At 46.4% G+C, this 22,402-nt stretch carries 20 protein-coding genes and 2 tRNA genes; 11 read left to right on the top strand and 11 right to left on the bottom strand.

Annotated features, from left to right (window positions below; genetic code table 11):
• Window positions 1-506 precede the first annotated feature (506 nt).
• The 8 genes from PHF32_06495 (at window position 507) to PHF32_06460 (ending at window position 9,528) form a co-directional block, all read left to right on the top strand.
• Window positions 507-2,960 carry an SUMF1/EgtB/PvdO family nonheme iron enzyme gene (locus PHF32_06495; GenBank protein ID MDD4560366.1) on the top strand — a complete coding sequence of 818 codons (2,454 nt, stop codon included), beginning with the start codon at window positions 507-509 and terminating at the stop codon, window positions 2,958-2,960.
• A gap of 136 nt (window positions 2,961-3,096) precedes the next feature.
• Window positions 3,097-3,621: an HRDC domain-containing protein gene (locus PHF32_06490; protein ID MDD4560365.1), complete on the top strand. Its 525-nt coding sequence runs from the start codon at window positions 3,097-3,099 to the stop codon at window positions 3,619-3,621.
• A complete protein-coding gene (avd, locus tag PHF32_06485) occupies window positions 3,578-3,916 on the top strand; it encodes a diversity-generating retroelement protein Avd (GenBank protein ID MDD4560364.1) in 339 nt (112 codons plus the stop codon). The genes PHF32_06490 and avd overlap by 44 nt, the downstream gene beginning before the upstream one ends.
• A complete protein-coding gene (locus tag PHF32_06480) occupies window positions 3,913-4,920 on the top strand; it encodes a reverse transcriptase/maturase family protein (protein ID MDD4560363.1) in 1,008 nt (335 codons plus the stop codon). The genes avd and PHF32_06480 overlap by 4 nt, the downstream gene beginning before the upstream one ends.
• A gap of 24 nt (window positions 4,921-4,944) precedes the next feature.
• Window positions 4,945-5,187, top strand: coding sequence for a hypothetical protein (locus PHF32_06475; protein ID MDD4560362.1), 243 nt, complete (start codon window positions 4,945-4,947; stop codon window positions 5,185-5,187).
• 741 nt (window positions 5,188-5,928) lie between these two features.
• Window positions 5,929-6,276: an iron-sulfur cluster biosynthesis family protein gene (locus PHF32_06470; GenBank protein MDD4560361.1), complete on the top strand. Its 348-nt coding sequence runs from the start codon at window positions 5,929-5,931 to the stop codon at window positions 6,274-6,276.
• A 10-nt stretch (window positions 6,277-6,286) separates the two neighbouring features.
• On the top strand, window positions 6,287-8,980 hold the full coding sequence (locus PHF32_06465; GenBank protein ID MDD4560360.1) for a M6 family metalloprotease domain-containing protein: 2,694 nt from the start codon (window positions 6,287-6,289) through the stop codon (window positions 8,978-8,980).
• Window positions 8,981-9,090: 110 nt separating this feature from the next.
• The gene (locus PHF32_06460) at window positions 9,091-9,528 is read left to right on the top strand and encodes an Hsp20/alpha crystallin family protein (protein ID MDD4560359.1); all 438 of its coding nucleotides are present in this window, start codon (window positions 9,091-9,093) and stop codon (window positions 9,526-9,528) included.
• Between the two features lie 130 nt (window positions 9,529-9,658).
• On the opposite strand, the gene PHF32_06455 is transcribed toward PHF32_06460, so the two are convergent.
• The 11 genes from PHF32_06455 to PHF32_06405 form a co-directional block, all read right to left on the bottom strand.
• Window positions 9,659-9,735, bottom strand: a tRNA-Val gene (locus PHF32_06455).
• An 11-nt stretch (window positions 9,736-9,746) separates the two neighbouring features.
• Window positions 9,747-9,823, bottom strand: a tRNA-Val gene (locus PHF32_06450).
• Between the two features lie 227 nt (window positions 9,824-10,050).
• Window positions 10,051-11,082 (bottom strand): endonuclease, encoded by a 1,032-nt coding sequence (locus PHF32_06445; GenBank protein ID MDD4560358.1) that lies wholly within the window; start codon window positions 11,080-11,082, stop codon window positions 10,051-10,053.
• An 18-nt stretch (window positions 11,083-11,100) separates the two neighbouring features.
• Window positions 11,101-11,700 (bottom strand): SIS domain-containing protein, encoded by a 600-nt coding sequence (locus tag PHF32_06440; GenBank protein MDD4560357.1) that lies wholly within the window; start codon window positions 11,698-11,700, stop codon window positions 11,101-11,103.
• A complete protein-coding gene (add, locus tag PHF32_06435; protein ID MDD4560356.1) occupies window positions 11,701-12,780 on the bottom strand; it encodes an adenosine deaminase in 1,080 nt (359 codons plus the stop codon).
• A 147-nt stretch (window positions 12,781-12,927) separates the two neighbouring features.
• Window positions 12,928-13,488, bottom strand: coding sequence for a hypothetical protein (locus tag PHF32_06430; protein ID MDD4560355.1), 561 nt, complete (start codon window positions 13,486-13,488; stop codon window positions 12,928-12,930).
• Between the two features lie 77 nt (window positions 13,489-13,565).
• Window positions 13,566-14,552 carry an endolytic transglycosylase MltG gene (gene mltG / locus PHF32_06425; protein MDD4560354.1) on the bottom strand — a complete coding sequence of 329 codons (987 nt, stop codon included), beginning with the start codon at window positions 14,550-14,552 and terminating at the stop codon, window positions 13,566-13,568.
• On the bottom strand, window positions 14,549-14,971 hold the full coding sequence (gene ruvX, locus PHF32_06420; protein MDD4560353.1) for a Holliday junction resolvase RuvX: 423 nt from the start codon (window positions 14,969-14,971) through the stop codon (window positions 14,549-14,551). The genes mltG and ruvX overlap by 4 nt, the downstream gene beginning before the upstream one ends.
• Complete coding sequence (locus PHF32_06415) at window positions 14,968-15,543, bottom strand: hypothetical protein (GenBank protein MDD4560352.1); 576 nt, start codon at window positions 15,541-15,543, stop codon at window positions 14,968-14,970. The genes ruvX and PHF32_06415 overlap by 4 nt, the downstream gene beginning before the upstream one ends.
• A complete protein-coding gene (locus PHF32_06410; protein MDD4560351.1) occupies window positions 15,530-16,087 on the bottom strand; it encodes a hypothetical protein in 558 nt (185 codons plus the stop codon). Before PHF32_06410 ends, PHF32_06415 begins: the two co-directional genes overlap by 14 nt.
• 373 nt (window positions 16,088-16,460) lie before the next feature.
• Window positions 16,461-17,813 (bottom strand): DUF4080 domain-containing protein, encoded by a 1,353-nt coding sequence (locus tag PHF32_06405; GenBank protein MDD4560350.1) that lies wholly within the window; start codon window positions 17,811-17,813, stop codon window positions 16,461-16,463.
• 174 nt (window positions 17,814-17,987) lie between these two features.
• On the opposite strand from PHF32_06405, the gene PHF32_06400 reads away from it, so the two are divergent.
• Genes PHF32_06400 through PHF32_06390 form a run of 3 tightly spaced genes read left to right on the top strand, consistent with a single transcriptional unit; the run spans window position 17,988 to window position 22,160 of the window.
• A complete protein-coding gene (locus tag PHF32_06400; protein MDD4560349.1) occupies window positions 17,988-19,721 on the top strand; it encodes an ATP-binding protein in 1,734 nt (577 codons plus the stop codon).
• Window positions 19,697-20,065 (top strand): response regulator, encoded by a 369-nt coding sequence (locus tag PHF32_06395; protein ID MDD4560348.1) that lies wholly within the window; start codon window positions 19,697-19,699, stop codon window positions 20,063-20,065. The genes PHF32_06400 and PHF32_06395 overlap by 25 nt, the downstream gene beginning before the upstream one ends.
• A 16-nt stretch (window positions 20,066-20,081) precedes the next feature.
• Window positions 20,082-22,160, top strand: a complete 2,079-nt coding sequence (locus PHF32_06390; GenBank protein MDD4560347.1) for a response regulator — start codon at window positions 20,082-20,084, stop codon at window positions 22,158-22,160.
• The last annotated feature ends 242 nt before the right edge of the window (window positions 22,161-22,402 follow it).

Raw genomic sequence — 22,402 nt, 5'->3', positions numbered from 1 at the left:
CCAAAGACTCCCAAGCCGGGCTTAAACAGTGTTTGGGATGTATTTGACAGGCATGGGAGATGACAGTTAGCTCAATATTACCTGAAAAAATCGGTTGTTTCAATAAGTTTCTGTAATTTTGAATGAGTTTCGACACTAGATAAAGTCGAGGAAGCAATCCTGACTAAAGCTTTTCAAGTTGAGCATTGAGATAATATCTGCCATGATTGACTACGCAAGTTGATGATGAGTATGGAAAGCGTGGTATTTTTTACCACTTCTGAGGTAGAATCTACCACAATTGCCTATCTGACTGCTATAAAAGCATATGCAAGCTCAAGAATACAGATATTCACTCGATACTTGTGGTAATAACAACCACAGCGGAAGCATAATAGACTATACTATATCAATAGATATCAATCTCTTACGATGCAGCTCTCGCTTGGAATCAAAGTTGCATATAAATTATGAGAGATGAAGTATAAATAAAGTATGCAATGTGAGTATTGTATTGGAGGTACAAAATGAAAACAAGGCGATTGCTTCTTATCTTAGTCGTGGTCATCGTGATGCTCGTGATGCTCATGAGCTGCAGCAAAAAAACAACTGAACCGGATGATCCGGAATCAGAACCAATTGTAAACGAAGAAACTCAAGTAATACCATCAACAACGGGAAATGAGATTATCGAAGTAGCCGAAGATTCGGTAGTTCTTCCGGCTGATACGGATATAGACTTGATACAAGAAGGCAATATCATCGTCTCTGCCCCCACGGAAGCAGCGCCGCATGGTCTCTTGCGCAAAGTAATTAGTTATGAGGAACAAAACGGACAACTCGTTGTCGCTACGGAGCATGCCAGGTTGGAAGATGCTTTTGACCAGCTTGATCTGAATATTACCCAGGACATGAAGACATCAGACATCGAAACTTCTCGCGCTTTGATTGACGGCATTATCTTCAAACAAGACACGAAGAATCCCTACGATTTTTCTTATTCCATTGATGAGGATTTCAACCTGGGAAGTAATATCACCTTGAACATAGATGGCGAGTTGACCCTGACCTTAGGCTACGAGTTGATGGTAAAAATCGGTCTGTTTCAAGGTTTGCATTATGTCAAAGCAGGTTCTTTTGTTACTTCTAATGGAGATCTTGGCTTTTCAGTGAACGGCAGTTTCGATTACGACAGATCCATTGAATTATACGAACACTATTTTGTTCCGGTTACCTTTTATGTTGGTCCTGTCCCCATCGTTATAGTGCCCAAAGCTGTCATTGTTTTGAATATCGATGCAAACGGACAGGCTTCAGTATCAACATCTGTTTCAGCTTCCGCAACTCTTTCAGCAGGTATGGTTTACGACAAACCCGATTGGACTACATATCAGGAAAGAAATCTTAACTTTGATTATATTCCACCTTCTCTAACAGCATCTATGGAATCTACCATAGATGCTGGACCTCGATTTGAGATAAACCTTTATGGTATAACTGGACCCTGGGTTTATGGGAAAGCATACCTAAGTCTGAACGCAGATACAAGCCTGGACCCCTGGTGGGTCCTTACCGGTGGATATGCTGTAGATTGCGGGGTAAATTTCGATGCTTTGGGATATGTGGCAAACTATACTATCCCGAATATTATCAATCATAGTACAGTTCTGGCCGAAGCCCCGAGCATCGTAGCTACTCCTACTTTCAATCCTTCCGGCGGTACATATAGTACAACCCAAAATGTAACTCTTGGCTGTACTACTCCAAGTGCCACGATCCGCTTTACTACTAATGGCAGTGATCCTACTGAAGCATCTACCCAGTATAGCAGCCCAATCACTGTAAGTACGACTACAACCATCAAAGCCAAGGCATTTCGTAGTGGCTGGACGCCCAGCGCCACCGCCAGCGCCACCTATACTATAACACCCTCCGGAACTGTAGCCACCCCCACGTTCAGTCCCCCCGGCGGGACTTACACATCTTCCCAGAGCGTGAGCATATCCTGCACCACCACAGGCGCGACGATCCGTTATACCACCAACGGCAGCGAGCCAACGGCAACATCTCCAGCCTACAGCACACCGATCAATGTCACATCAACTAAAACCATCAAGGCCAAGGGATTCAAGGACGGCTGGACGCCCAGCGCCACCGCCAGCGCCACCTATACGATCAGCTCACCTCCACCCGGCCAGATGATCTACGTCCCCGGCGGCACCTTCATCATGGGCAGAACCACTGGTTCAGGGGGTAGCGATGAACTGCCGACACACAGCGTTACCTTGAACTCGTTCTACATAGGCAAATACGAGGTCACACAGGCTGAGTATTCCCAGTATATGCAACCAGGTTCAAGCTGGACAAGTAATTATGGACTGGGGGATAATTACCCTGCCTATTATGTATCCTGGTATGCGATTCTGAAGTATTGTAACCTGCGCAGTATGGCGGAGGGTCTTACTCCCGTTTACAGTATCTCCGGCTCTACTGATCCTGTCGATTGGGGTTCTGTGCCCTCCTCAAACAACAGCACCTGGAACGCAGCAATCTGCAACTGGAGCGCCAACGGCTACCGTTTGCCCACAGAGGCGGAATGGGAATACGCCGCCCGGGGAGCTACAAACACCCCTGAATATCTTTATTCAGGATCTAACGACGTTAATTCCGTGGCTTGGTACAGTGGCAATAACTCACCCTATGGCAGTAAACCCGTCGGCACTAAAGCCCCCAACGGCATAGGAACCTACGACATGAGCGGCAACCTCTGGGAATGGTGTTGGGATTGGTATTCCAGCAGCTATTACAGTAGCAGTCCAAGTAGTAATCCGACAGGTCCTGCAAGCGGGTCGTACCGTGTGCCTCGGGGCGGTGTCTGGTCCCTCTATGCCAACGTCTGCCGGGTTGCCAATCGGTCCTTCAACGACCCGGTCAGCGGCAACGTCAGCATCGGCTTCCGCGTCTGCAGGGCAGGTCTGTAAATTTATGGGGTTCTTACCTTTTTACTTTGAAAATGAATAAGCTAAGCACTCAGTTAAGCATAGCCACCGGAGCTCACCTAAGCGCAGCAAGGGAGCGAAGGTGGCTATGCGGCTACACTGGGACTCAGGTTTTCTTTTGTTTCTTTTCTTTCCCAAAGAAAAGAAGATCTGTTTGCGCTTTGGAACTCAGATGCTAAGGATTTTCACCCTGGAATACGACCCCGTCCGGAAGAGTTTTGATGATTCCGTTCTGGCTACTTTTTTGGCTGGTAAGAGCGTGATCAGCATCGAGAAGCGCTTTTTTCGGCAGAACTCGAAGTTTTTTTGGACCTTTGCCATCGAGTATGAAACAGAGAAAATAGGCGGATCCAAGGACATTGAGCTTGAGACAGATGCCCAGAAAAGCTTGTTTCTTGCGCTCAAAGAATGGCGTAACGAACTGGCTGCGGAAAAGGGGGTGCCTCCCTATCTGCTATTTACCAATAACCAGCTAAAGCAAATTGCCATTAAACAGCCAAAGACCGGTAACGAGCTAAAAAACATCCAGATGATAAGCGCTAAAAAGGTGCAAGAATATAGCGAGACAGTATTGCAGATAATCAGTGAGAACATTAGCGATGAGCAAGAACCAGCAGTACCCGATCTATGTCCAATGGCTTGATACGCTGGATTGGATACTGAACACTGTGGAGAAGTATCCTCGCACGGTTCGCTTCAGCATCGGGAGCCGGATCACGGACTATGCCCTGGAGATATTGGAGCTCATCGTGGAGGCGATCTACACCAGGGAACGCCAGGCGCTGTTGAAGCGCATGAATCTGCTCTTGGAGAAACTGCGGGTCTTCTTCTATTTGAGCCAAAAGCGTATGTATATCAGTATCAGCCAGTATCAGCACATCAGCCAGGCAATCAATGACACGGGAGTGATGGTGGGCGGCTGGGGCAAAAGCCAATGAAAAGATACGGATATCTATATGACGATTTGTGTAGTTTCCCTGTACTCTATGCAGCCTGTCAGAGGGCTTTGAAGGGTCATAAGGCCAATCCTGAGGCAGCAGAGTATGTTTTCAACATCGACCGGGAACTCTGCCAGCTACAAAGTGAACTGAAGGATGGCCTTTATCAACCCAGAGCGTACCATTACTTTCAGATCTATGAACCCAAAGAGCGCACGATCAGCGTGGCAAGCTTTCGCGACCGGGTGGTGCATCATGCTCTGATTGCCACGATAGAGCCTGTTTTCGAGAAGAGTTTTATTCATCATTCCTACGCTACTCGTAAGAATAAGGGGAGCTTGGCAGCGGTAAAACAAGCGCAGCGCTTCCTTAGACGCTTTGATTGGTATCTGAAGCTGGATATCCGCAAGTACTTTGACAGCATCGATCATCAGGTGCTGATGAAGTTGATAGAGCGCAAGATCAAAGACCCATACATCCTGGCTCTGATCGGAAAGGTCCTGGATACCAGCAATCTCAACGGCGCCAATCCCAAGGGCGTAGGTTTACCGATCGGGAACCTTACCAGCCAGTTTTTTGCCAATGTGTATCTGGATGGTTTCGATCACTTTGTGTCGGAGAAACTGCACCTTCCATATATCAGGTATATGGACGACATGATCCTCTTTTCAAATAGTAAATCAGATCTGAAAGTGGCATTTTGGATGTGTGAAAAGTATCTGGAAGAGGAATTGCATTTGGCAGTGAAGCCAGGCAGTGTATTGCTTAATAGCCGCATTCACGGATTGCCGTTTTTGGGCTTCAGGATCTTTCAGCATCTAATCAGGATGAAAGCCATGAATGTCAGACGCCTGGCAGCAAAGATAAAGCTCAGGCAATATCAGTGTAAAACTAATCAGATCGATGAAACGGCTTTGTACCGTTCTGTACAGAGCATGCTTGCTTTTGCGTATTATGCGGATTCACATCAATTGGTTAAAAGGATTTGCAACACTATCGGGTAAAGATAATAGAGCGGGTCGAACCGTGTGAAACGGGGCGGTAACTGGAACAACAATGCCAACAACTGCCGGGTTGCCAATCGGAACAACAACAACCCGAACAACGGCAACAACAACATCGGCTTCCGCGTCTGCAATACTCTCATTGCCGGAATTTGCTGGTTTACGGACCTGCCAAGCGGGCACAGACTGTCCATATCTTTATCCCGCTCCCGCAAGGGACAAAAAGAACCAGCTTCACGGCTTAGTAGCATGGTCGAAAGGCTGTGAAGCGATCTTATTATTTTTAAAAGAGGTTCTGGTTCTTCATTGGATATTGACGTTCGGACTAAGGATCTGGAACAGAGTGCCGATATTTATTTGATCGGAGTTGTGTCACTTCATCTGCGGCTTTATGAATCGATCATTTTGAAGCGAAAAGTCAAAGTTCATATATAGTCTGATTTCGGCTCAATTTACAGCTTTCAGTGATCCAAACTCGTCCAGAAACGTCCAAAATCTCAATGTCCAAGTCCAAACATAGTCCATCATATCTCCGCACCAAATAAGGCGTTATCCCCATTTGTCCAAGTGAGGGCGATTTGAAGCTTTGGGTGACGGTTTATAGTTTTTGTATCGTAGCATTCCGATGTTATGCCTCTATCTTCCGGAGGAACGGAATCCTCCGCAGATTGGGTGGACTGCGAAAGCTGTATGAGCAGTGCCCTTCCGCAGCAAAATACCATCTTCACACTCTGAAGATCAGCGATTGCCGAACTAGATATCAAGCCGTTATCCTCCAGTGCTCACTCGATGATTACCCGATGATATCTACTTCGGTACCCGTAGAAGTACAGGGTGAGGATAGACGGGGTCTTACCAGAATATATTCGCTCTGATTGCGCAACTCCAAGTTCTTGCATAGCTGCAAGCAAATGCTGCTGATGACGAAAAATAATCTGGTATGTGGAATATAAATTGAATATCATTCAGGTATAAGAGACATTTATTGTACTTTAGGAAACAACGAAAATGCAGATACAGATAAGCACCAGCGCAAAGGCATACATCGAGAAAAAGCTTGCTTTCTACGCCAAAAAGGGGCGGATGCCCAGGATAGTAGTTGCAGAACGAAGCTGCAGCGGAGCTGTATTTCGCCTCCATTTCGAACCTGCACGTGAGGGCGATATCTCCCTGATAGCTGGTGGTATAGATATCTTGGCCAGTCAAGAGCTATTGGACGATTTTGGCGGATTTGAGCTGGATCTGGAGCAATTCTTCTTTGCTTCCCGGCTCAAGATTGTCCCCTTAAGGCAGAGCTATAGCTGTAACTGCACAGAGAAATGCGTAAAATCACAAAATTATGTCCTGAACAGATAGAGGAAAACTGATGAGAAGAAACCTGTTACTATTACTGATTACACTGTTTATCGCGGGTCTCGCGGCTGCCCCGCATAGCTTTTTGCCTGTGCCTGCAGAGCAACCTGACGGCAGCAAGATAGAGATATTTGCCTCCGGAGACGAATTTCACAACTGGCTGCACGATAAAGATAACTACAGCATCGTTCGTGATGATAAGGGATACTATGTTTACGCCGCACAGGATGGCGAGAATGTGGCACCTACCAACTTGGTGGTGGGAAGAGACAATCCTGCCCGCTTGTCTATAGATAAAGGCGTCAATCTTTCAAAAAACCTGATCAGAAAAAAGTATGAACGTTTATCCAATATGCGGGATTATACCAACGCAAAATCCCCTCATGTAGGCAGTTTTCACAATCTGGTGATCTTCATCCGTTTCAGCGACAGCCCGCAGTTTATGCGTCCAATAACATACTACGACGATATGTTCAACAATGACAGCCAGAATTACAACTCCATGAAGAACTACTTTTTAGCAGCTTCCTATGGGCAATTGAGCGTGGATTCCTTCTTTTTCCCAGAATCTGACGGAACAACCATTGTAAGCTATGTGGACAGCCATCCCCGGGGATATTACAGCCCATATAACTCCAGCAATCCCAAGGGTTACGATCCGGACGATTATTGGCAGAGAACCGAGCGGGAACACACACTTTTGGCAGATGCCTCGGCCTTTGTGGCAGATCAGATTCCGGATACCATCGATGTTGACGGAGATGACGACGGCTATGTGGACAATGTTTGTTTCATTATTCAAGGCACTACAGATGGTTGGGCGGAGTTACTCTGGCCTCATCGCTGGGTGCTTTACGGAGCTAACGCCTATATTCAGGGTGCTCAGGTGTGGGACTTTAATTTTCAACTGGAGAATTCTTTGAATAGTAGCGGTGCCAGCGTTCTCGCTCACGAGATGTTCCATTCCTTGGGCGCGCCGGACCTTTATAGATATGAGACTACCGATATTACGCCGATCGGTAGCTGGGATCTGATGGCGAACAATGCAAATCCCCCTCAACACATGAGTGCATGGATGAAATACCGCTATGGACAGTGGTTACCGAATCCGCCTGTGATCACAGAGTCCGGCAGCTATAGCCTGCAACCAGTGGCATCTTCTTCGGATAACAACATCTATCTGGTAAATTCTTGGAACAATGAAAACAAATATGTCTTGGAATACCGTAAACCGCATGGACTCTATGACGGTAATTTGCCGGATTATGGACTGGTGGTTTATCGCCTCTATCAAGCGATTGAAGGAAATGCCGACGGCCCTCCCGATGAGCTTTATATCTACCGTCCACTGGCAAACAATAACTCAACTAACGGTCAATTGTATCAGGCAGCAATGTCAGCAGACAGCGGAAGAACCAGACTTACGGAATACACGATCCCAAGCGGTTTTACCACTTGGAACCTGCCAGGGGGATTGTATCTGTATAATGTCGGAACAATGGGGGAAAGCATAAGCTTTGACCTGCGTATAACCGATATTCAGCTCACCTCTCCGCAAAGCAATGTCACCTGGTTCTCCGGATCCTCAAAACAGATCACTTGGGTATCGCGCAATAGCAATGGGACTGTGAAAATTGAGTTTAGCAGCGATGGCGGTACTAACTGGGAAGTTTTGGCAAATGGAGTTCCCAACAACGGCAGCTATACATTGGCTGAAGTGCCGGAATTGGATTCAGACAACTGTATAATAAAGCTTTCTTTGAACACAAACGGACATTGGGATCAGAGCTTTACTCCCTTTACGATAGTGAGTCAGATCGCCGTTCCCACACTGATCTATCCCGGTCAGGAATCAGAAGGGATGCCTACTAATCCCAATTTCCAATGGCAAAATGTAGCCGGTGCCACTTCATACAACTTCCAGCTAAGCGAAGATCCATACTTCTCAGCAATGGGGATATCCGTCCTCAATCATACAGCAAATGAGTATCAGGCGAGTGGATTAACTCCCTTCACCACATACTATTGGCGAGTGGCAACAGTGAGCGAAGTGGGCACCGGGGAATACAGTTCAGTTTTCAGCTTCAGCACTGGAGCTCTAAGCGAAATGCCCGCTAAACCACAACTGCTCAGCCCTGCAAATTTCTCGTATAACCAAGCTCTGGACCCTGAACTGAGCTGGACTCCATCCTATCTGGCAGAGAGCTATTGGCTGCAGATTGCCACAAATCCCTTCTTCGGAACACCGATTTTCGAGGTGGAGTATGTGACAGATACATCGCTGGTACCAAACATTCTGCCGGCAAATAGCGTTATCTATTGGCGAGTGGCTGCCAGAAACAGCTTTTCTGTGTCCGGATTCTCCAATGCATTCAGATTTTCCACTGGGAACTGGATGGATAACGACGATAATCAGAATCCCGCTCTACAAACCGTTCTAAAGCCGAATTACCCCAATCCTTTCAATCCTGAAACTACAATCAGTTTCAGCCTGAGCGATCCCAACTCCGAGACCCGGCTGAGGATCTACAATACCAAGGGACAGCTGCTGCGGGAGCTATATCGGGGGATTCCCGGAACTCCTCAGATGAGTTTGGTCTGGGATGGTAGAGACGATGAAGGTCGAGAACTGGGTAGCGGGATCTACCTGTACCGTTTGGAGACAGGTAACGAAGTACAAACGCGTAAGATGATCTTGAGCAAGTAGCACTTGCGAGCCACGTTAGCAGTCTCACAAAGGGACTGCTAATTTTTTATTTGCTTTTTGTGATACTCCGGTTATTATATCTGCAGAACATTAAAGTTATGGAGGTTACCATGAAACTCGTACCATATCGCAGAATGAACGAAATACGACCCATGAGCAATATGCTCAGCCTGTTTGATGACTTCTTCAATAGAGTCTATGAAGATGAGAGTTCTGACGACAACTTCCGGGCTATGGCTATGGATATATCAGAACAGGATAAAGAGTATAAGATTCTGGCAAATCTGCCCGGATTCAAGAAAGAAAACGTAAATATCTCGGTGCACGACAATCAGCTTCTCATCGAAGCAGTCTGCGAAGACAAAAAAGAAGAACAGAAAGGAACGATGTATCGCTGTGAACGCTTTAATGGCAGTTACAGACGTAATCTGAATCTGCCCGAAAATGCCGATATTTCAGCGATTAGCGCCAAGATGGAAGACGGTGTACTGTACTTGAATATTCCGAAGAAGGAACCGACTCCCAAGAAAGAAATCGAAATCAAGTAATTCATCAAACACCTCAACACGTCCCTATACTCACAGAGTATGGGGACTTTTCTATTGTACGGAAAAGTAACGATAGAACTGTAGCATGCTTGTGAAGAATAAAGGAAGAAGAAATCCGGGGGAAGGAGAATGGTGGGTGATACTGGATTCGAACCAGTGACCTCTACGATGTGAACGTAGCGCTCTAACCAGCTGAGCTAATCACCCGTGTTGCGGAGTGGTGGGAGATACTGGATTCGAACCAGTGACCTCTACGATGTCAACGTAGCGCTCTAACCAACTGAGCTAATCACCCACTATGTTGGCAATCTTTTTTAGTCGTGTTTTTTTGTCAATCGAAAATGCGATAATCGCTTATAATAACGCATCAGACGAGACCGCACATAACCACGGAGGGGGATCTATGTGAGCAGTCCATGAGACATTGGTTTCGTAAAGGTGGACGCGGCTCCTCCTTTTCGGCGCTTCAGCGAGAGCCGGTACCATACGTGAGTGGTCCATGAGGTGATACACAATAACGACTTACTTTGTGTACAATACTTTAGCAATGTCAGTGCCGTCGTTTCCGGAAATGCGGATAAAGTAGAGTCCAGAAGGCATTTCATTACCATAGCCGTCCTTCCCGTTCCAAGAGAAGTCTCGTTGATTGTCTTCCAAGAAAGTGGAATACACAAGCTGGCCTTTCAGGTTGTAGATGCCGGCGCTTATTTTGCTGCCGGGTTTGGCGTCTATTGCTACATTCAATACTTCCCGGAAGGGGTTGGGATAGATGTTGTCGATGCGCAGAGCCGGAACCAGATCTACAACGGGATCATCGGAGGGACTGGGATTCCAGATACGGTTAACGAATTCAGGACGGTCCACAAAAGGATTGCGGTTTCCCTGAAAGCTATATAGCATGTCGTTTCTGTTTCTTTCTGCTTCATCCGGGGGATCAGCATAGTGCCAATCGATCATTGTATCCAGCATGTTTACTCCACCCTGGGTGAGGGAATCACCATAGCGGGTATGGAAGTATAGGATGGCGCGGGCTGTGTTGCCCCGGAAATGAGGATTCACCTGAAAAACGGTATGCTGCCAGGTGTCTCTGCCCCTATAGCTCTGCCAGGGAGTATCGTCGTAATACACATCCGAAGCTGCAGTGCTGGCTACATTGCCAAAAGGGAGGTTCCCACGTGAAGAATTCACCTGCATGGTGGTGATGAAGAGGTGATGCAGGTCCGATTTTTTTACATTTGTTTCAGGAGTGAACCAGCTTTGAGCAAAGGTATGTTCGGTGTTGGGATTGCTCTGACCAGAGTAATCATCCTCAATAGGATAGATCTTACCAGTATAGACACAGGTGACGGTTCCGCTGTTGTTATCCAATTCTTGGAATAGGAATACCTTAGCGCCATCATAGCTGGAGTAGGTATTGGTGTCTATCAGATCCTGGAGGGCGTAATAGAGTGGCATGCCCCTCAGATCTTCCACGCTGTCGTAGAAATCCGCCCAGAGGCCGAATGCCAACAGGGCAAACAGCAGCGTGATCAGGGTTTTGGTATTGTATTTCATGGTTTCCTTCTTTGTTTATTAAGCCAGTTTGGGACTTGGATGGGGAAAGTAAAAAAGCTGATATTCCACCAGTTGTACTAAAAGATGCAGGATCATGGTATGAACTTCCTGCACTCTGTCGCTGGTGTCTGCTTTCACGATCAATTCAAAGTCTGTGGTTCCGGATATCTTGCCGCCGTTTCCGCCCAGGAGTGCGATAGTAATGCATTCCCTTGCCCTAGCTTGTCTCAGGCCTTCGGATACGTTTTCGGAGTTTCCGCTGGTGGAGAGGCCTATTACCACATCGCCTTTTTGGGCAAAGGCTTGCACTCCTCTGGAAAAGATCTGGTGGAAGCCATAATCATTGCCTACACAGGTGATATGGGAGGGATCGCTGATGGCGATTGCGGGCAGGGCTTCTCTGTCTTTGTGAAATCTGCCGGTAAGCTCTTCGGCGAAATGCATGGCATCGCACATACTGCCACCGTTGCCGAAGATGATCACCTTGCCTTGCGAACGGTAAGCGTCGGCAATCCGCTCGGCAATCCGGGCGATAATCTTTTGGTTATCCTCTTCTTTAACAAAGGATTCTAGTACCCTTTGGGCATCAGAAAAGGCCTGTCTGATGATGTCTATCATTTATAGGTTTTCCTTTACTTGAATCTTGGTTTTCAATTCACTTTCTTCTATTTCGTCCAGTTCCTTCAGGGTTTGGTTGATCAGGCGAACACGTTCCTTATAAGGCAGGAAGGCACTTTTGAAGCCATTCAAAATCACATATTTCACGATTGGGTAATCCAGACCCAGTTCATTAATGGCCAGCATATACTCGTCTGTAACAGTGGTATCACTGATGGTACGGTTGTCTGTGTTTATCGTAACCCGTAGTCCGTAGTCTATATAAAAATCGAGGGGGTGGCTTTGGATGTTTGCCACGGCCTTGGTGTGGAAGTTGCTTTTGATGCAGATCTCCAAGGGGATGCGATGGTCGTTTACATAGTTCAATAGATCACCGTCTTCCACCAGCCGTGTGCCGTGGCCGATGCGGTGAGTTCCGCAATAGTGAATAGCTTGGTGGATGGATTCCGGACCATAAGCTTCACCGGCATGGATGGTGATATTCAGGTTATTTTTCAAAGCCAGGTCAAAGGCATCTTTGTGAGCTTTGGCGGGGTGATTGTATTCACCACCGGCTAAGTCGAAACCGATCACACCTTTGTTTTTGAAAGCGATGGCCAATTCTGCCAGCTTCAGGGATGTATTGGGATCCATATTGCGTATTCCGCAGATAATCACACCAGTTTTGATACCAAAATCCCGCTCACCCTGTTTCAATCCATCGATGACGGCTTGGGATATCTCAGTAAGTTTCAGCCCGTTATGAGTATGCAGGATAGGTGAGTAACGAACCTCCATGTAGCGAACATTTTCTTTGGCTGCATCTTCAGCCAGTTCATAAGCAGCGCGCTTGAGTCCTTCTTTGCTTTGCAACACCAAATTCACGATGTCAAAGCCGCGCAGATAGTCATCCAGGCTTTCAGTGTGTTTGCCGCACACAATCATCTTGCGCAGTTCCTTCTCGTCCATAGTGGGCAATTTCACATTCTGCTGTTTTGCCAAGTCTATGATCGTGGGAATGCGTACACTGCCGTCCAGATGTACATGCAGATCTGTTTTAGGCAGCTTTTGGATGAATTCTTTTGTCATTTTTATCTTCATATTTTCCTCATTCTTGCATACAAGCTATTTCGTTATGGCCTTACTGTCAATTCTTTTCTTCGCATTCACAAGCTTTTAGGTATCTTTTCTGGCAAAAAAACCCGTGTCTGAACACGGGTGTAGAAAAAGGGAAAAAATAGTTGAGATTTAGTTGTCTTCCAGATACTTATCCAGTTCTTGAAATGCCTGGGAAGCTTTAAACTGATTGTAGAGAGCTTCTTCATTGCGGATCTCGGCGGCGAGCTTGCGATTGATCTGGTCTGTGGGTATCTTCAATTGGACCCAGGTTTTGTAGCGTAAACCGTCGGCTTCAGTTACTTTACGAGTCTCCATCTTACCTGTGATAACTCCGCTAAACTCAGCTTCGGTAACCGCTCTCAGCACGTTTGAACTGAGTGCCAGTACTTGGGGATCGCTAATTCCGGCTTCTTCCAAATAGTTCTTCAGCATGTTTTCCACATTGATTCTCACATACTGCGCAGCCTCTGAGAGAGCGTTTGAACGTGCCACATTCATGGAAGCGTTTTCGTTCAAATTGGTACCCTGTCCGTAGGTGTTCACATGAGAGTCTCCACCTTGCTCTCCCCACCAAGCGGGGCGATATACCAATTCACCATCAGCCTTTACGGCTTGTTCTTTGTTCTTTGAGCAGCCAAACATCATAATCGTAAGACTCACGATCAGGATGGCCATTAGGGTTCTTTTCATCTTTCCTCCATACGCAGTTGCGTACTTATTATGTCTGTGGTTTTTTATTTGAAAGTGTATCGACGTAGTCATGATTATCACAAACCAAGTTGCAGTTGCCGACGCTGGTGTTCTTCATAAGAGGTTGTAAACACATTGTTTCCATGCTTATCTGCAAAGAAATACAGGTAATTGTGTTGAACGGGGTCAAGCGCTGCCAGGATCGATCCTACTTGGGGATTTGAGATCGGAGTGGGAGGTAGACCCGGATTCTGGTATGTATTGTAGGGGGAGGGGATTTGGGTGTCATGAGTAGTTAAAACTTCTCTGCGAATACCTCTCTTTTCCAAGATATAATCCACTGTAGGGCAGCTTTGCAGTGCCATGCCAAGGCGCAATCTGCGCTCGAATACTCCGGCTATAATGGGACGCTCTTCAGCGTTTCCTGCTTCTTTCTCCACTATTGAAGCGAGGATCAGTGTATTATAGAAATCATCTTGCTGCCCGATCTCGATTCCAGCTCTGGCCATTTTACGGAAGAATTCACCCGTCATCATGCTCAGAATGCTGTCTACAGGACTATTTACCGGAAAGAGATATGTTTCAGGATACAGGAATCCTTCCAGGCTTTGCAACTGCATGCCTGTTAAGCGCCTTACCAATGCCGTGTCTGTGGCGGCTGCCTGCAGATCGGGATATGTGGCCAGACCGCTGGCTTCGATACGTTTGAAGGTTTTGTGCATGGAGAGTCCTTCCGGGAAGGTGATCTTGATGCTCTGGGATTCACCTTGCTGCAAGCGGGATACCGCAGACCAGAGACTGCTGTGACCTCCGAAGATGTAGGTTCCGGTCTTCAAGTTACGGTCTGTCCCGCGCAATTTGGCCAGTAAACGGAAAGCTGAAGCGTTTTGGATGATGCCTGCGTGTTCCAGCTTGATCCCGATGGTTTCGGCGCTATCTCCGGCATCCACTCGCACAATTCGCTCCATAGAATCCCTGGCGCCAAAGAGCTCGTGAGTGGCAAAACCCAAGCCAACCAAGGCGAGTCCGATTGCGATCATGCTAAGGTATCTGTATCCGTTCATTGTCTGTCTTTACTCTCCAGGTAGGATTTCAAAATCATAGCTGCTGCCATGGCATCCACCATTTTCCTTGCTTCCTGCCAGCTTTTGCCCATCTTCTTGAGCTCGGTTTCAGCTTCGGCGGAGCTATATCTCTCGTCAAAAGATATTACCGGGATATCCAGCAGTTCCTGCAATTTATTCATAAAGGCTTTTGTCTCGGTGGTTTTGGGAGTGTCACTGCCATCAATGGCATAAGGCATACCAAGGACAATCAGTTTGGCGTCGTTTTGCTCTATCAAGCCCTTCAGCTTTGGTACCAGGAGGTTCAAAGGGGCGTTCTCTATCACGCTATGGGCTTTGGCAAACATACGCAGGGGATCCGAAAAGGCGATTCCAATACGCTTGCTGCCGTAATCTATCGCCATTATACGACCGGTCATACTTGAGACTCATCTCTCCAGATGATGATTTTCCAGTCGCCCTCTTCCTCTATCAGATAGAAACGAGCCATACCATTGGCGATGTAGCTGCTGTTGTTGTAGCCGTAAGTCAGGATGAGGTCGAAGTAACAAGGGACAATAATCCAATCTTCTCTGCCATCCGCAGGATCACTCTCCCAAAGCTCCTGAGGCGGGATTTGCAAGCGTAATTCAATATCGTCGGCCACTGGCATGGTACCGTCGCTACTGCCACGTTCAAACATGTTCTGAGTAAGAGCCAGCTCTTCATCGTATCCCCACCAGTCATCTTTTCTGCCGTCTCCGTCCATATCAATGCCGATCTGAGAGTATTCACTGGATAACAGTTCAAAGCGGTAGTTTGGGTGGAGCAGTTGTTTGAAGATATTGATGTTTTTCTCACTGTAAGCTTTTTCCAGATTGTGTAAAACCTCTTCGGGATTTCGATTGTGAACCACGGAGGTGGATCGGTCGATCAGAGGCGGGCGGAAGGGATTTTTGCAAGCACCGATGACCAGGATGAATGCCAACAGCAGCAGTTTAGCCGTTCTCATGTTTCAACAACCCCCATGTGCGTTCGCCGGATGAGCGATAATCGCGCCAACGATAGATATACCAATAGCCGTTTTGACGGCGATAATGGAGCTCCATTCTTCCCTGTGCGATGGTGTTTTCCACACTGGAATCCATAAGTTTTGCTTTTAGTTCATACACACGGGATAGTTTGGCTTCTGTTGACGTGATCTCGTCTGGAGTGCTCATCGGCTCCAGACTCAGCTTGATATCTTTGTATCTTGCGTGCAGATTCAGTAGCATGTCTTGTTCCTGAGTGCTGGTCCATTGTGAGTCCGTGCTATAATCCGTGATGTCCTGCTGAGCGAAATAGAAGATGTAATCGCTGAGGAATATCCTGCCATAATTGATGGTATTGCGGGAGTCTTCATAGGCATAGTAGAGGTTGTCCAGAGCCAGCTCCCAAGTATTGGCAAAGTTGTTCCATTGGGCTTCCTCTGTAGGAGGCTCGGAATCCCGCAGGCCAAAAATGTTGCATGCGGAGAGCGCAATCAGCGCCAAAAACAGCAAGATGATATTTCTCATAAAAGCATACTGTATCTATCTGGAAATATGTCAAGCAAAAACGTACTGTATGGATTTGACCTTCATGGGATAGCGATACTCTGAACATAAACCCTGATCTTGCTGAAGTGAATGTAGTGTCATATAAAGCTTGGTGTGGTAATCTACGGATTGCTACAGCGACCGAAGGAAGCCTTTGGATCATTCTCCTCTTTCCCTTTGTTCGATACTGTGTTGAAGCTGATATCAAGGCGTTATCATCCTGTGTTCACTCGATGATAACCCGATAATATCAGGTTCAAGTATAGATAACCAGAAGAGGAATGAAGGTCTTTGCTAAATCAGGCAGGAATCTACCAGACAATCCGTAGTATATTGGTTAGTAACTGACGATCTAAAGCAGTTGATCGGCAAGGCATTGCATCATCATCTCCCGATTGTGTTTTGATACACTATGCAGCGGCATGTCCTTTTGAGCGTGCATCCGTTTCAGATGAGACAGTATCCTGTCCGCGGGGTGTTTCTGCAACAAGGTATGCCACAGATTGGGGTATTCCTCTTTGTTCCAATACAAAGAAAGTAAATGAGCGTAATCCTGCAGTAAACAAAGATCGTCGAAACTAAGAGCATCCGAGCACAATACTTGGTACGGAGGCATATCCATCCACAAGTACTGTCTCTCCTGCGCAATTTGCATCATGGGTGTATCCGGCAGAATCTTCAATGTACCCAATTGCACTGCGGCAGGTTCACAACTGCATAGTTCGTTCAAAGACCGGATTACCGAAGCGAGATCTTCCCCAGGTAGTCCGGTGATGAGATCGGCATGAACTCTGATTCTGGTGCGGGTTTTCAGATCAAGCAGTGCCCGGCGGGATTTCTCCCAGTCTGTATATCTACCGCTTTGCCATAACACATCCGGATTTGTGCTTTGTATGCCCACTTCAAAGCGGATGCGTCCGGCGGGAGCTTTGCTGAGGATATCAAAGTCCGTTTCATCCAGCAAATCGGGATAAATCTCGAAGTGATAATCAAAATCGCTGTCATTGCAGATTGCATAATTCCAAATGGCGTGGGCAAGGTCTTTCTGGATGTTGAAACTACGGTCTATGAACTTTAAGGTACGAGGTTTCAACTCTGCCAGCAGGGCCAATTCCTTGTGCAACCGATCCATCTCTCCCGCTTTTGTGAGTTCAAATCTGGGTTGATGGCGCATATCGTTGGCAGACAGGCAATAGACGCAAGCATAAGGACATCCCCGATAGCACTCGAAATAAATGAGATGATCTTCCAGCTCCGTTTTGTCTCCTTCAGTATAGGGGAAGGGAATATCCTTGAGATGGATGGAGGCAGGACTTTGTACACAGCTTTTTGGATCGAAAGCACTTTCTGCCAAAGCCCTGAATTTTCCTTCACCTTCTCCAATGATAACATAGGAGTTTTGGGCCTGCTGAAATGAAGCTGCTTCCGGCCCTCCAATCACAAAGAGGCATTGGGGAAGGATCTTACTCAGTTCAGCTTGTAAGCTGCACAGCATCACCCGGTTCCAGATATAGGCAGAAAAGCATATTACATCAGGCTTTTGGGAGTAGACATCTTCCATGATCTGATGCAGAGGTTCTTTCAAGCTATAGGTTTTCATCCTAGTTTCACATTCCAGATCCCGGATCATCTGTCGCATATAGTAAAGAGCCAGATTGGATTGACTCCAACTGCTGTTTAGGGCTACTAAGAGAATCTTTTTCATGGGGTATCATTACAGGTTGTGGCTTTAGCGGTCAAGATATTTTGCGTCGAAGCATATTGGTTTTTGTCTGTGTTCTTGCTTTATTTGTTAGAATTGCTTATCATATATAATTGAGGTTACATAGATATCGGATAGTTTAGTAAAGCAACTCAAGCTCATTTAAGAAAGGATAATATGAATCTTGCCTATGAGCATTTACCTGAAAGGGAATTTCGGGAACTCCCGCTATTTTCCTGCCACGGACCGGGTTATTGCAGAGTTATAGCTTTGTTCATTTTCTTGCTGCTTGTTACGCAGATAAGTGGCCGTGTCGTAAAAGTAGGCATATACATGAATCCCCCCAAGGTTTATTGGGGCGAATCGGGGAAACCTTCCGGTATATTTGTGGAGATCATGAATCACATTGCACATGCTGAAGGCTGGGAGATAGAGTATCACAAAGACACTTGGGACAACTGTCTGAACATGCTGCAGGACGGGGAATTGGACTTAATGACGGATGTGGCATACAATTCCGAGCGCGACGAGGTAATGGACTTTCATCAAACACCGGTTTTATTCTCATGGACACAATTTTTTGCCAGGCATGGAGTGAAGCTGGATTCGTTTCAGGATCTGGAAGGATTGCGCTTGGCGGTATTGGAGAACTCGGTTCAGGCAAAGACTTTGCGAGATCTCTTGAGTTTATCCGCAGAAGGCAGCTCCTTTGTGTATGCTTCCAGTTTCGATGAGGTATTGGCATTGGTGCGCGATGGGAAGGCCGATGCAGCGGTAACGAACTACTACTTTGGCAGACAGAATGCCAAGAAATATGGCCTGGAGGAAACAGACATCATTCTGGAGCCCGCCACCTTGTATTTTGCTGCCAAACAGGGTCGTTCGAGCGATCTCCTCGGAGCTATCGACACACATCTGAGTGAATTGAAGGACAGACCGGACTCATATTATTATGCAGTATTAAATAAATACAGCTTCCAAAGCAACGAATACAAGCTTCCCAGATGGGCCGTCCTCATTAGCCTGGGCTTGATCATAGCCCTATTGTTTTCCGTATTGGCAGCAAATATACTTCGAAGACAGGTTCGGAAACGGACTGCAGAATTGCAGGAATCCAACAGGGAGATGGAAAAACGCATTGAAAAGAGAACCGAAGAACTAGCACTCGCCATGCACAAAGCCCAGGTTGCAGATATGCTAAAATCAGCTTTTCTGGCTACGATGTCCCATGAATTGAGGACGCCTCTGAATTCGGTGATCGGCTTTACCGGGATATTACTGAAGGAAATGCCCGGCGCCGTAAACGAAGAGCAAAAGAAAATGTTGAGCATTGTTCAAAACAGTGCCAGACACTTACTCGCACTTATCAACGATGTTTTGGACATCTCCAAGATAGAGTCGGGACAGCTGGAACTACATTACTCCCATATAGATCTGCGCTCCCTTTTGGAGAATGCAATTCAGGTGGTGTCTGTCCAAGCTAATGCCAAGGGCTTGAATCTACTTTACAATCCAGGAAATGCTCCCAGGGAGATCACCGTTGATGAGCGTCGCTTTGAACAAGTGATCCTGAATCTGCTAAGTAATGCCATCAAGTTCACCGAAAAGGGCGAGGTATCGCTGTCATGCATGGTTAAAGAAGCAAATCTGTATCTGATAGTAAAGGATACCGGAATTGGCATCCCTCTGGAGAAACAAAGCAAACTATTCCAGCCATTTGTGCAGGTTGATTCTGGAATTAACCGCAAGTATGAGGGTACTGGACTGGGTCTCTTCATCAGCCGTAAGATCATGAATTTGATGAGTGGTGATATCACTATGGAAAGCGAAATGGATAAGGGTAGCACATTCACAGTAATTCTACCTCTGGATGCCGGGGAGAGATCATGCCAGTCTCAGTCCTCATTATAGAAGACAACCTGGACAATTACTATTTGATGCAGTACCTTTTAGAAAGCAGGGAATACACTGTGCTGGGCGCTGAGAATGGCTGGTTGGGTCTGCAGATGGCTTTATATAATGTGCCGGACATCATATTACTGGATATTCAGCTACCTGGGATGGATGGGTACGAAGTATTGCACGAAATCCGTTCTAATCCCGATATTGCTGATATTCCAGTTGTGGCTGTTACTTCCTACGCTATGGCGGGTAATAAAAAACAGGTCCTGGATGCAGGCGCTACCGGATACATCGAAAAACCGATTGATCCGGAAACGTTTGCCGATCAGGTCACAAGCTATCTGAAAGCCTAGAGTACAAGGAGAAGGGATGAGAACAATACTAAACGTGGACGATCAAAGCGAGAACCTATATTTTCTGCAAAGTTTGCTGGGAACTAAGGAATACCGGTTTCTGGATGCTAAAAACGGTAAAGAAGCCATGGAGATACTAGAGAAAGAACAGATAGATTTGATTATTAGCGACATCCTCATGCCTGTGATGGACGGCTTCTCTTTATGTAGAGAATTACGGCAAAACCCTAAACTGAAACATATCCCCTTCATCGTTTTTACTGCTACCTATACTGGAGAGAAAGATGCAGTACTTGCAAAAACAATGGGTGCAGATGACTATATCAGAAAGCCGTGCGAACCAGATGAGTTACTTCAGAGAATCCATGCAGCCATAGCAAAAAAGGATGACATCCATCGCTTTGATAAATTGGAGAATCCAGACGACGAAACCGTACTGAAGATGTACAATGAACGTCTGGTGCGCAAGCTGGAAGAGAAGATGCAGGAAATGGAAGCTGAAGTAATAGAGCGCAACAAAGCTATACAAGCCCTGAAACAAAGTGAAGCCCTTCTGAAGACGATTCAATCCATCGTGAAACTGGGGGGCTGGGTGTATTATCCAAGCACTAAACAGTTCTACTGGTCTGATGAGATGTACAAATTGCATGATCTTGATATACAAAATACACCAATAGACGAGGCTATTAAGTGTAGTAGGTCTGGTTATGACCAAGATACTTTAAAAACAATAGAGGACAATTGGAACGAGATCCAGAAGAGTGGTAAAGCCTATGTCATAGAGTCTTGGTTCACTACCATGAAGGGTCGCAAGATATACGTAAACTCTGCGGCTGTCGCGGAATGGGAGGGAGGCAGCATCTCCAGGATCATTGGGACTTTTCACGATATAACCGAAAAGAAAGAAGCAGAAACAAAACAGTATGAATTGGAACAACAACTAAGGCAAGCTCAGAAGCTGGATTCCATTGGGCATCTGGCTGGGGGAATAGCTCACGATTTCAACAACATTCTCACCGTGATCCTGGGATATACCGAAGAAATACTCAATGTGCTTCACGATAAGGATCCTATCCGGCAGGAAATAGAAGAAATCAATAAAGCCGGACAGAGAGGGGCAAGCCTTACCCGACAGCTTCTGACTTTCAGCCGTAAGCAAGTAATCAAACCCCAATTGCTGGATCTAAACGAGATCATTGAAAACCTATCTAAAATGCTGATGCGTTTGATCGGAGAAGATATCGAATTCGTGAAGGAACTGGCAGATGATCTGCCGAAGATACTTGCGGACGTGGGGCAAATTGAACAGGTGATCATGAACTTGGTTATCAACGCCAGAGAAGCCATGGAAATGGGTGGAACTCTTACTATATCTACCTTTGCCTACCTTCCGGATTCAAACTTCACAGCCAGACATCCCATGATAAAAGGGGATAGTTTTGTAGTGTTGAAAGTGAAGGATACCGGGTGTGGTTTGGATGCGGAAACCATAGAACACATCTTCGAGCCTTTCTTTACCACTAAACCCAAAGGACATGGCACCGGTCTGGGTTTACCCACAGTCTATGGTATTGTACGGCAGGCCGGCGGAAGTATCAATGTGGTTAGCAGCCCCGGCAAGGGAGCCATGTTTGTGATCATGTTACCGGCAGCAAGCGGTGAAAGCGAAGTGAATCATGAAGCGAAAGTTCCCATCCAGCAAGGTCTGCACGATGAACTGGTGCTGATAGTGGAAGATGATCAATCCATCGCAGATTTGAGCGGGAAGATGATTAAGAAGATGGGATTCAAGGTAATGCTAGCAGATAGTGCCGATCAAGCCATGATTCTGATAGAGGATGAGGGTCTGCGCCCCTATTTGATTATCAGCGATGTGGTTATGCCCGGCATGAGCGGAGTAGAATTGGCAACTATCATGCAGTTCAAACATCCGGAGATCAAGCTGCTCTTGATGTCAGGCTACACAGAGAATGTGATCTCACAACATGGTGAATTGGATCCCAGCATTCCGTTTCTGCGTAAACCCTTTACCCGCCAGGAACTTCATGTAAAGATCGGGGAAGCGCTAAAATACGAACACTCTGCCAATACTTGAGTAAATGCTGTATTTACTCCTGCTGGGCAGATTATTTTGTTTGTAATGTGTTGCGGTGCTACAGAGAGTTTTCGTATTGTAGCATTTCGATGCTATGTCTCCTTGATTTCCGGAGGAACGGAATCCTCCGTAGGCCGAAGGCCGTTCAATAGTGAAACGAAGTGGAGCATTCAACTGGTGCCCAGCACTGCAACACTGCAGAACCAAGAAGAAGAACATGACCGGGTTCTTTCCTTATATCC

Source organism: Candidatus Cloacimonadota bacterium (assembly GCA_028706475.1).
In the GTDB taxonomy this organism is placed as follows: domain Bacteria; phylum Cloacimonadota; class Cloacimonadia; order Cloacimonadales; family Cloacimonadaceae; genus UBA5456.
The sequence above is the reverse complement of the archived record's forward strand: the minus strand, read 5'-3'. Positions and strand labels throughout refer to the sequence as shown.

What these genes read in the sequence shown, in the direction of transcription:
- PHF32_06495 (MDD4560366.1), top strand. Translation starts at nt 507, where the DNA reads ATGAAAACAAGGCGATTGCTTCTTATCTTAGTCGTGGTCATCGTGATG.
- avd (MDD4560364.1), top strand. Translation starts at nt 3,578, where the DNA reads ATGAGCAAGAACCAGCAGTACCCGATCTATGTCCAATGGCTTGATACG.
- PHF32_06480 (MDD4560363.1), top strand. Translation starts at nt 3,913, where the DNA reads ATGAAAAGATACGGATATCTATATGACGATTTGTGTAGTTTCCCTGTA.
- PHF32_06470 (MDD4560361.1), top strand. Translation starts at nt 5,929, where the DNA reads ATGCAGATACAGATAAGCACCAGCGCAAAGGCATACATCGAGAAAAAG.
- PHF32_06465 (MDD4560360.1), top strand. Translation starts at nt 6,287, where the DNA reads ATGAGAAGAAACCTGTTACTATTACTGATTACACTGTTTATCGCGGGT.
- PHF32_06460 (MDD4560359.1), top strand. Translation starts at nt 9,091, where the DNA reads ATGAAACTCGTACCATATCGCAGAATGAACGAAATACGACCCATGAGC.
- PHF32_06445 (MDD4560358.1), bottom strand. Translation starts at nt 11,082, where the DNA reads ATGAAATACAATACCAAAACCCTGATCACGCTGCTGTTTGCCCTGTTG.
- PHF32_06440 (MDD4560357.1), bottom strand. Translation starts at nt 11,700, where the DNA reads ATGATAGACATCATCAGACAGGCCTTTTCTGATGCCCAAAGGGTACTA.
- add (MDD4560356.1), bottom strand. Translation starts at nt 12,780, where the DNA reads ATGAAGATAAAAATGACAAAAGAATTCATCCAAAAGCTGCCTAAAACA.
- PHF32_06430 (MDD4560355.1), bottom strand. Translation starts at nt 13,488, where the DNA reads ATGAAAAGAACCCTAATGGCCATCCTGATCGTGAGTCTTACGATTATG.
- mltG (MDD4560354.1), bottom strand. Translation starts at nt 14,552, where the DNA reads ATGAACGGATACAGATACCTTAGCATGATCGCAATCGGACTCGCCTTG.
- ruvX (MDD4560353.1), bottom strand. Translation starts at nt 14,971, where the DNA reads ATGACCGGTCGTATAATGGCGATAGATTACGGCAGCAAGCGTATTGGA.
- PHF32_06415 (MDD4560352.1), bottom strand. Translation starts at nt 15,543, where the DNA reads ATGAGAACGGCTAAACTGCTGCTGTTGGCATTCATCCTGGTCATCGGT.
- PHF32_06410 (MDD4560351.1), bottom strand. Translation starts at nt 16,087, where the DNA reads ATGAGAAATATCATCTTGCTGTTTTTGGCGCTGATTGCGCTCTCCGCA.
- PHF32_06405 (MDD4560350.1), bottom strand. Translation starts at nt 17,813, where the DNA reads ATGAAAAAGATTCTCTTAGTAGCCCTAAACAGCAGTTGGAGTCAATCC.
- PHF32_06400 (MDD4560349.1), top strand. Translation starts at nt 17,988, where the DNA reads ATGAATCTTGCCTATGAGCATTTACCTGAAAGGGAATTTCGGGAACTC.
- PHF32_06395 (MDD4560348.1), top strand. Translation starts at nt 19,697, where the DNA reads ATGCCAGTCTCAGTCCTCATTATAGAAGACAACCTGGACAATTACTAT.
- PHF32_06390 (MDD4560347.1), top strand. Translation starts at nt 20,082, where the DNA reads ATGAGAACAATACTAAACGTGGACGATCAAAGCGAGAACCTATATTTT.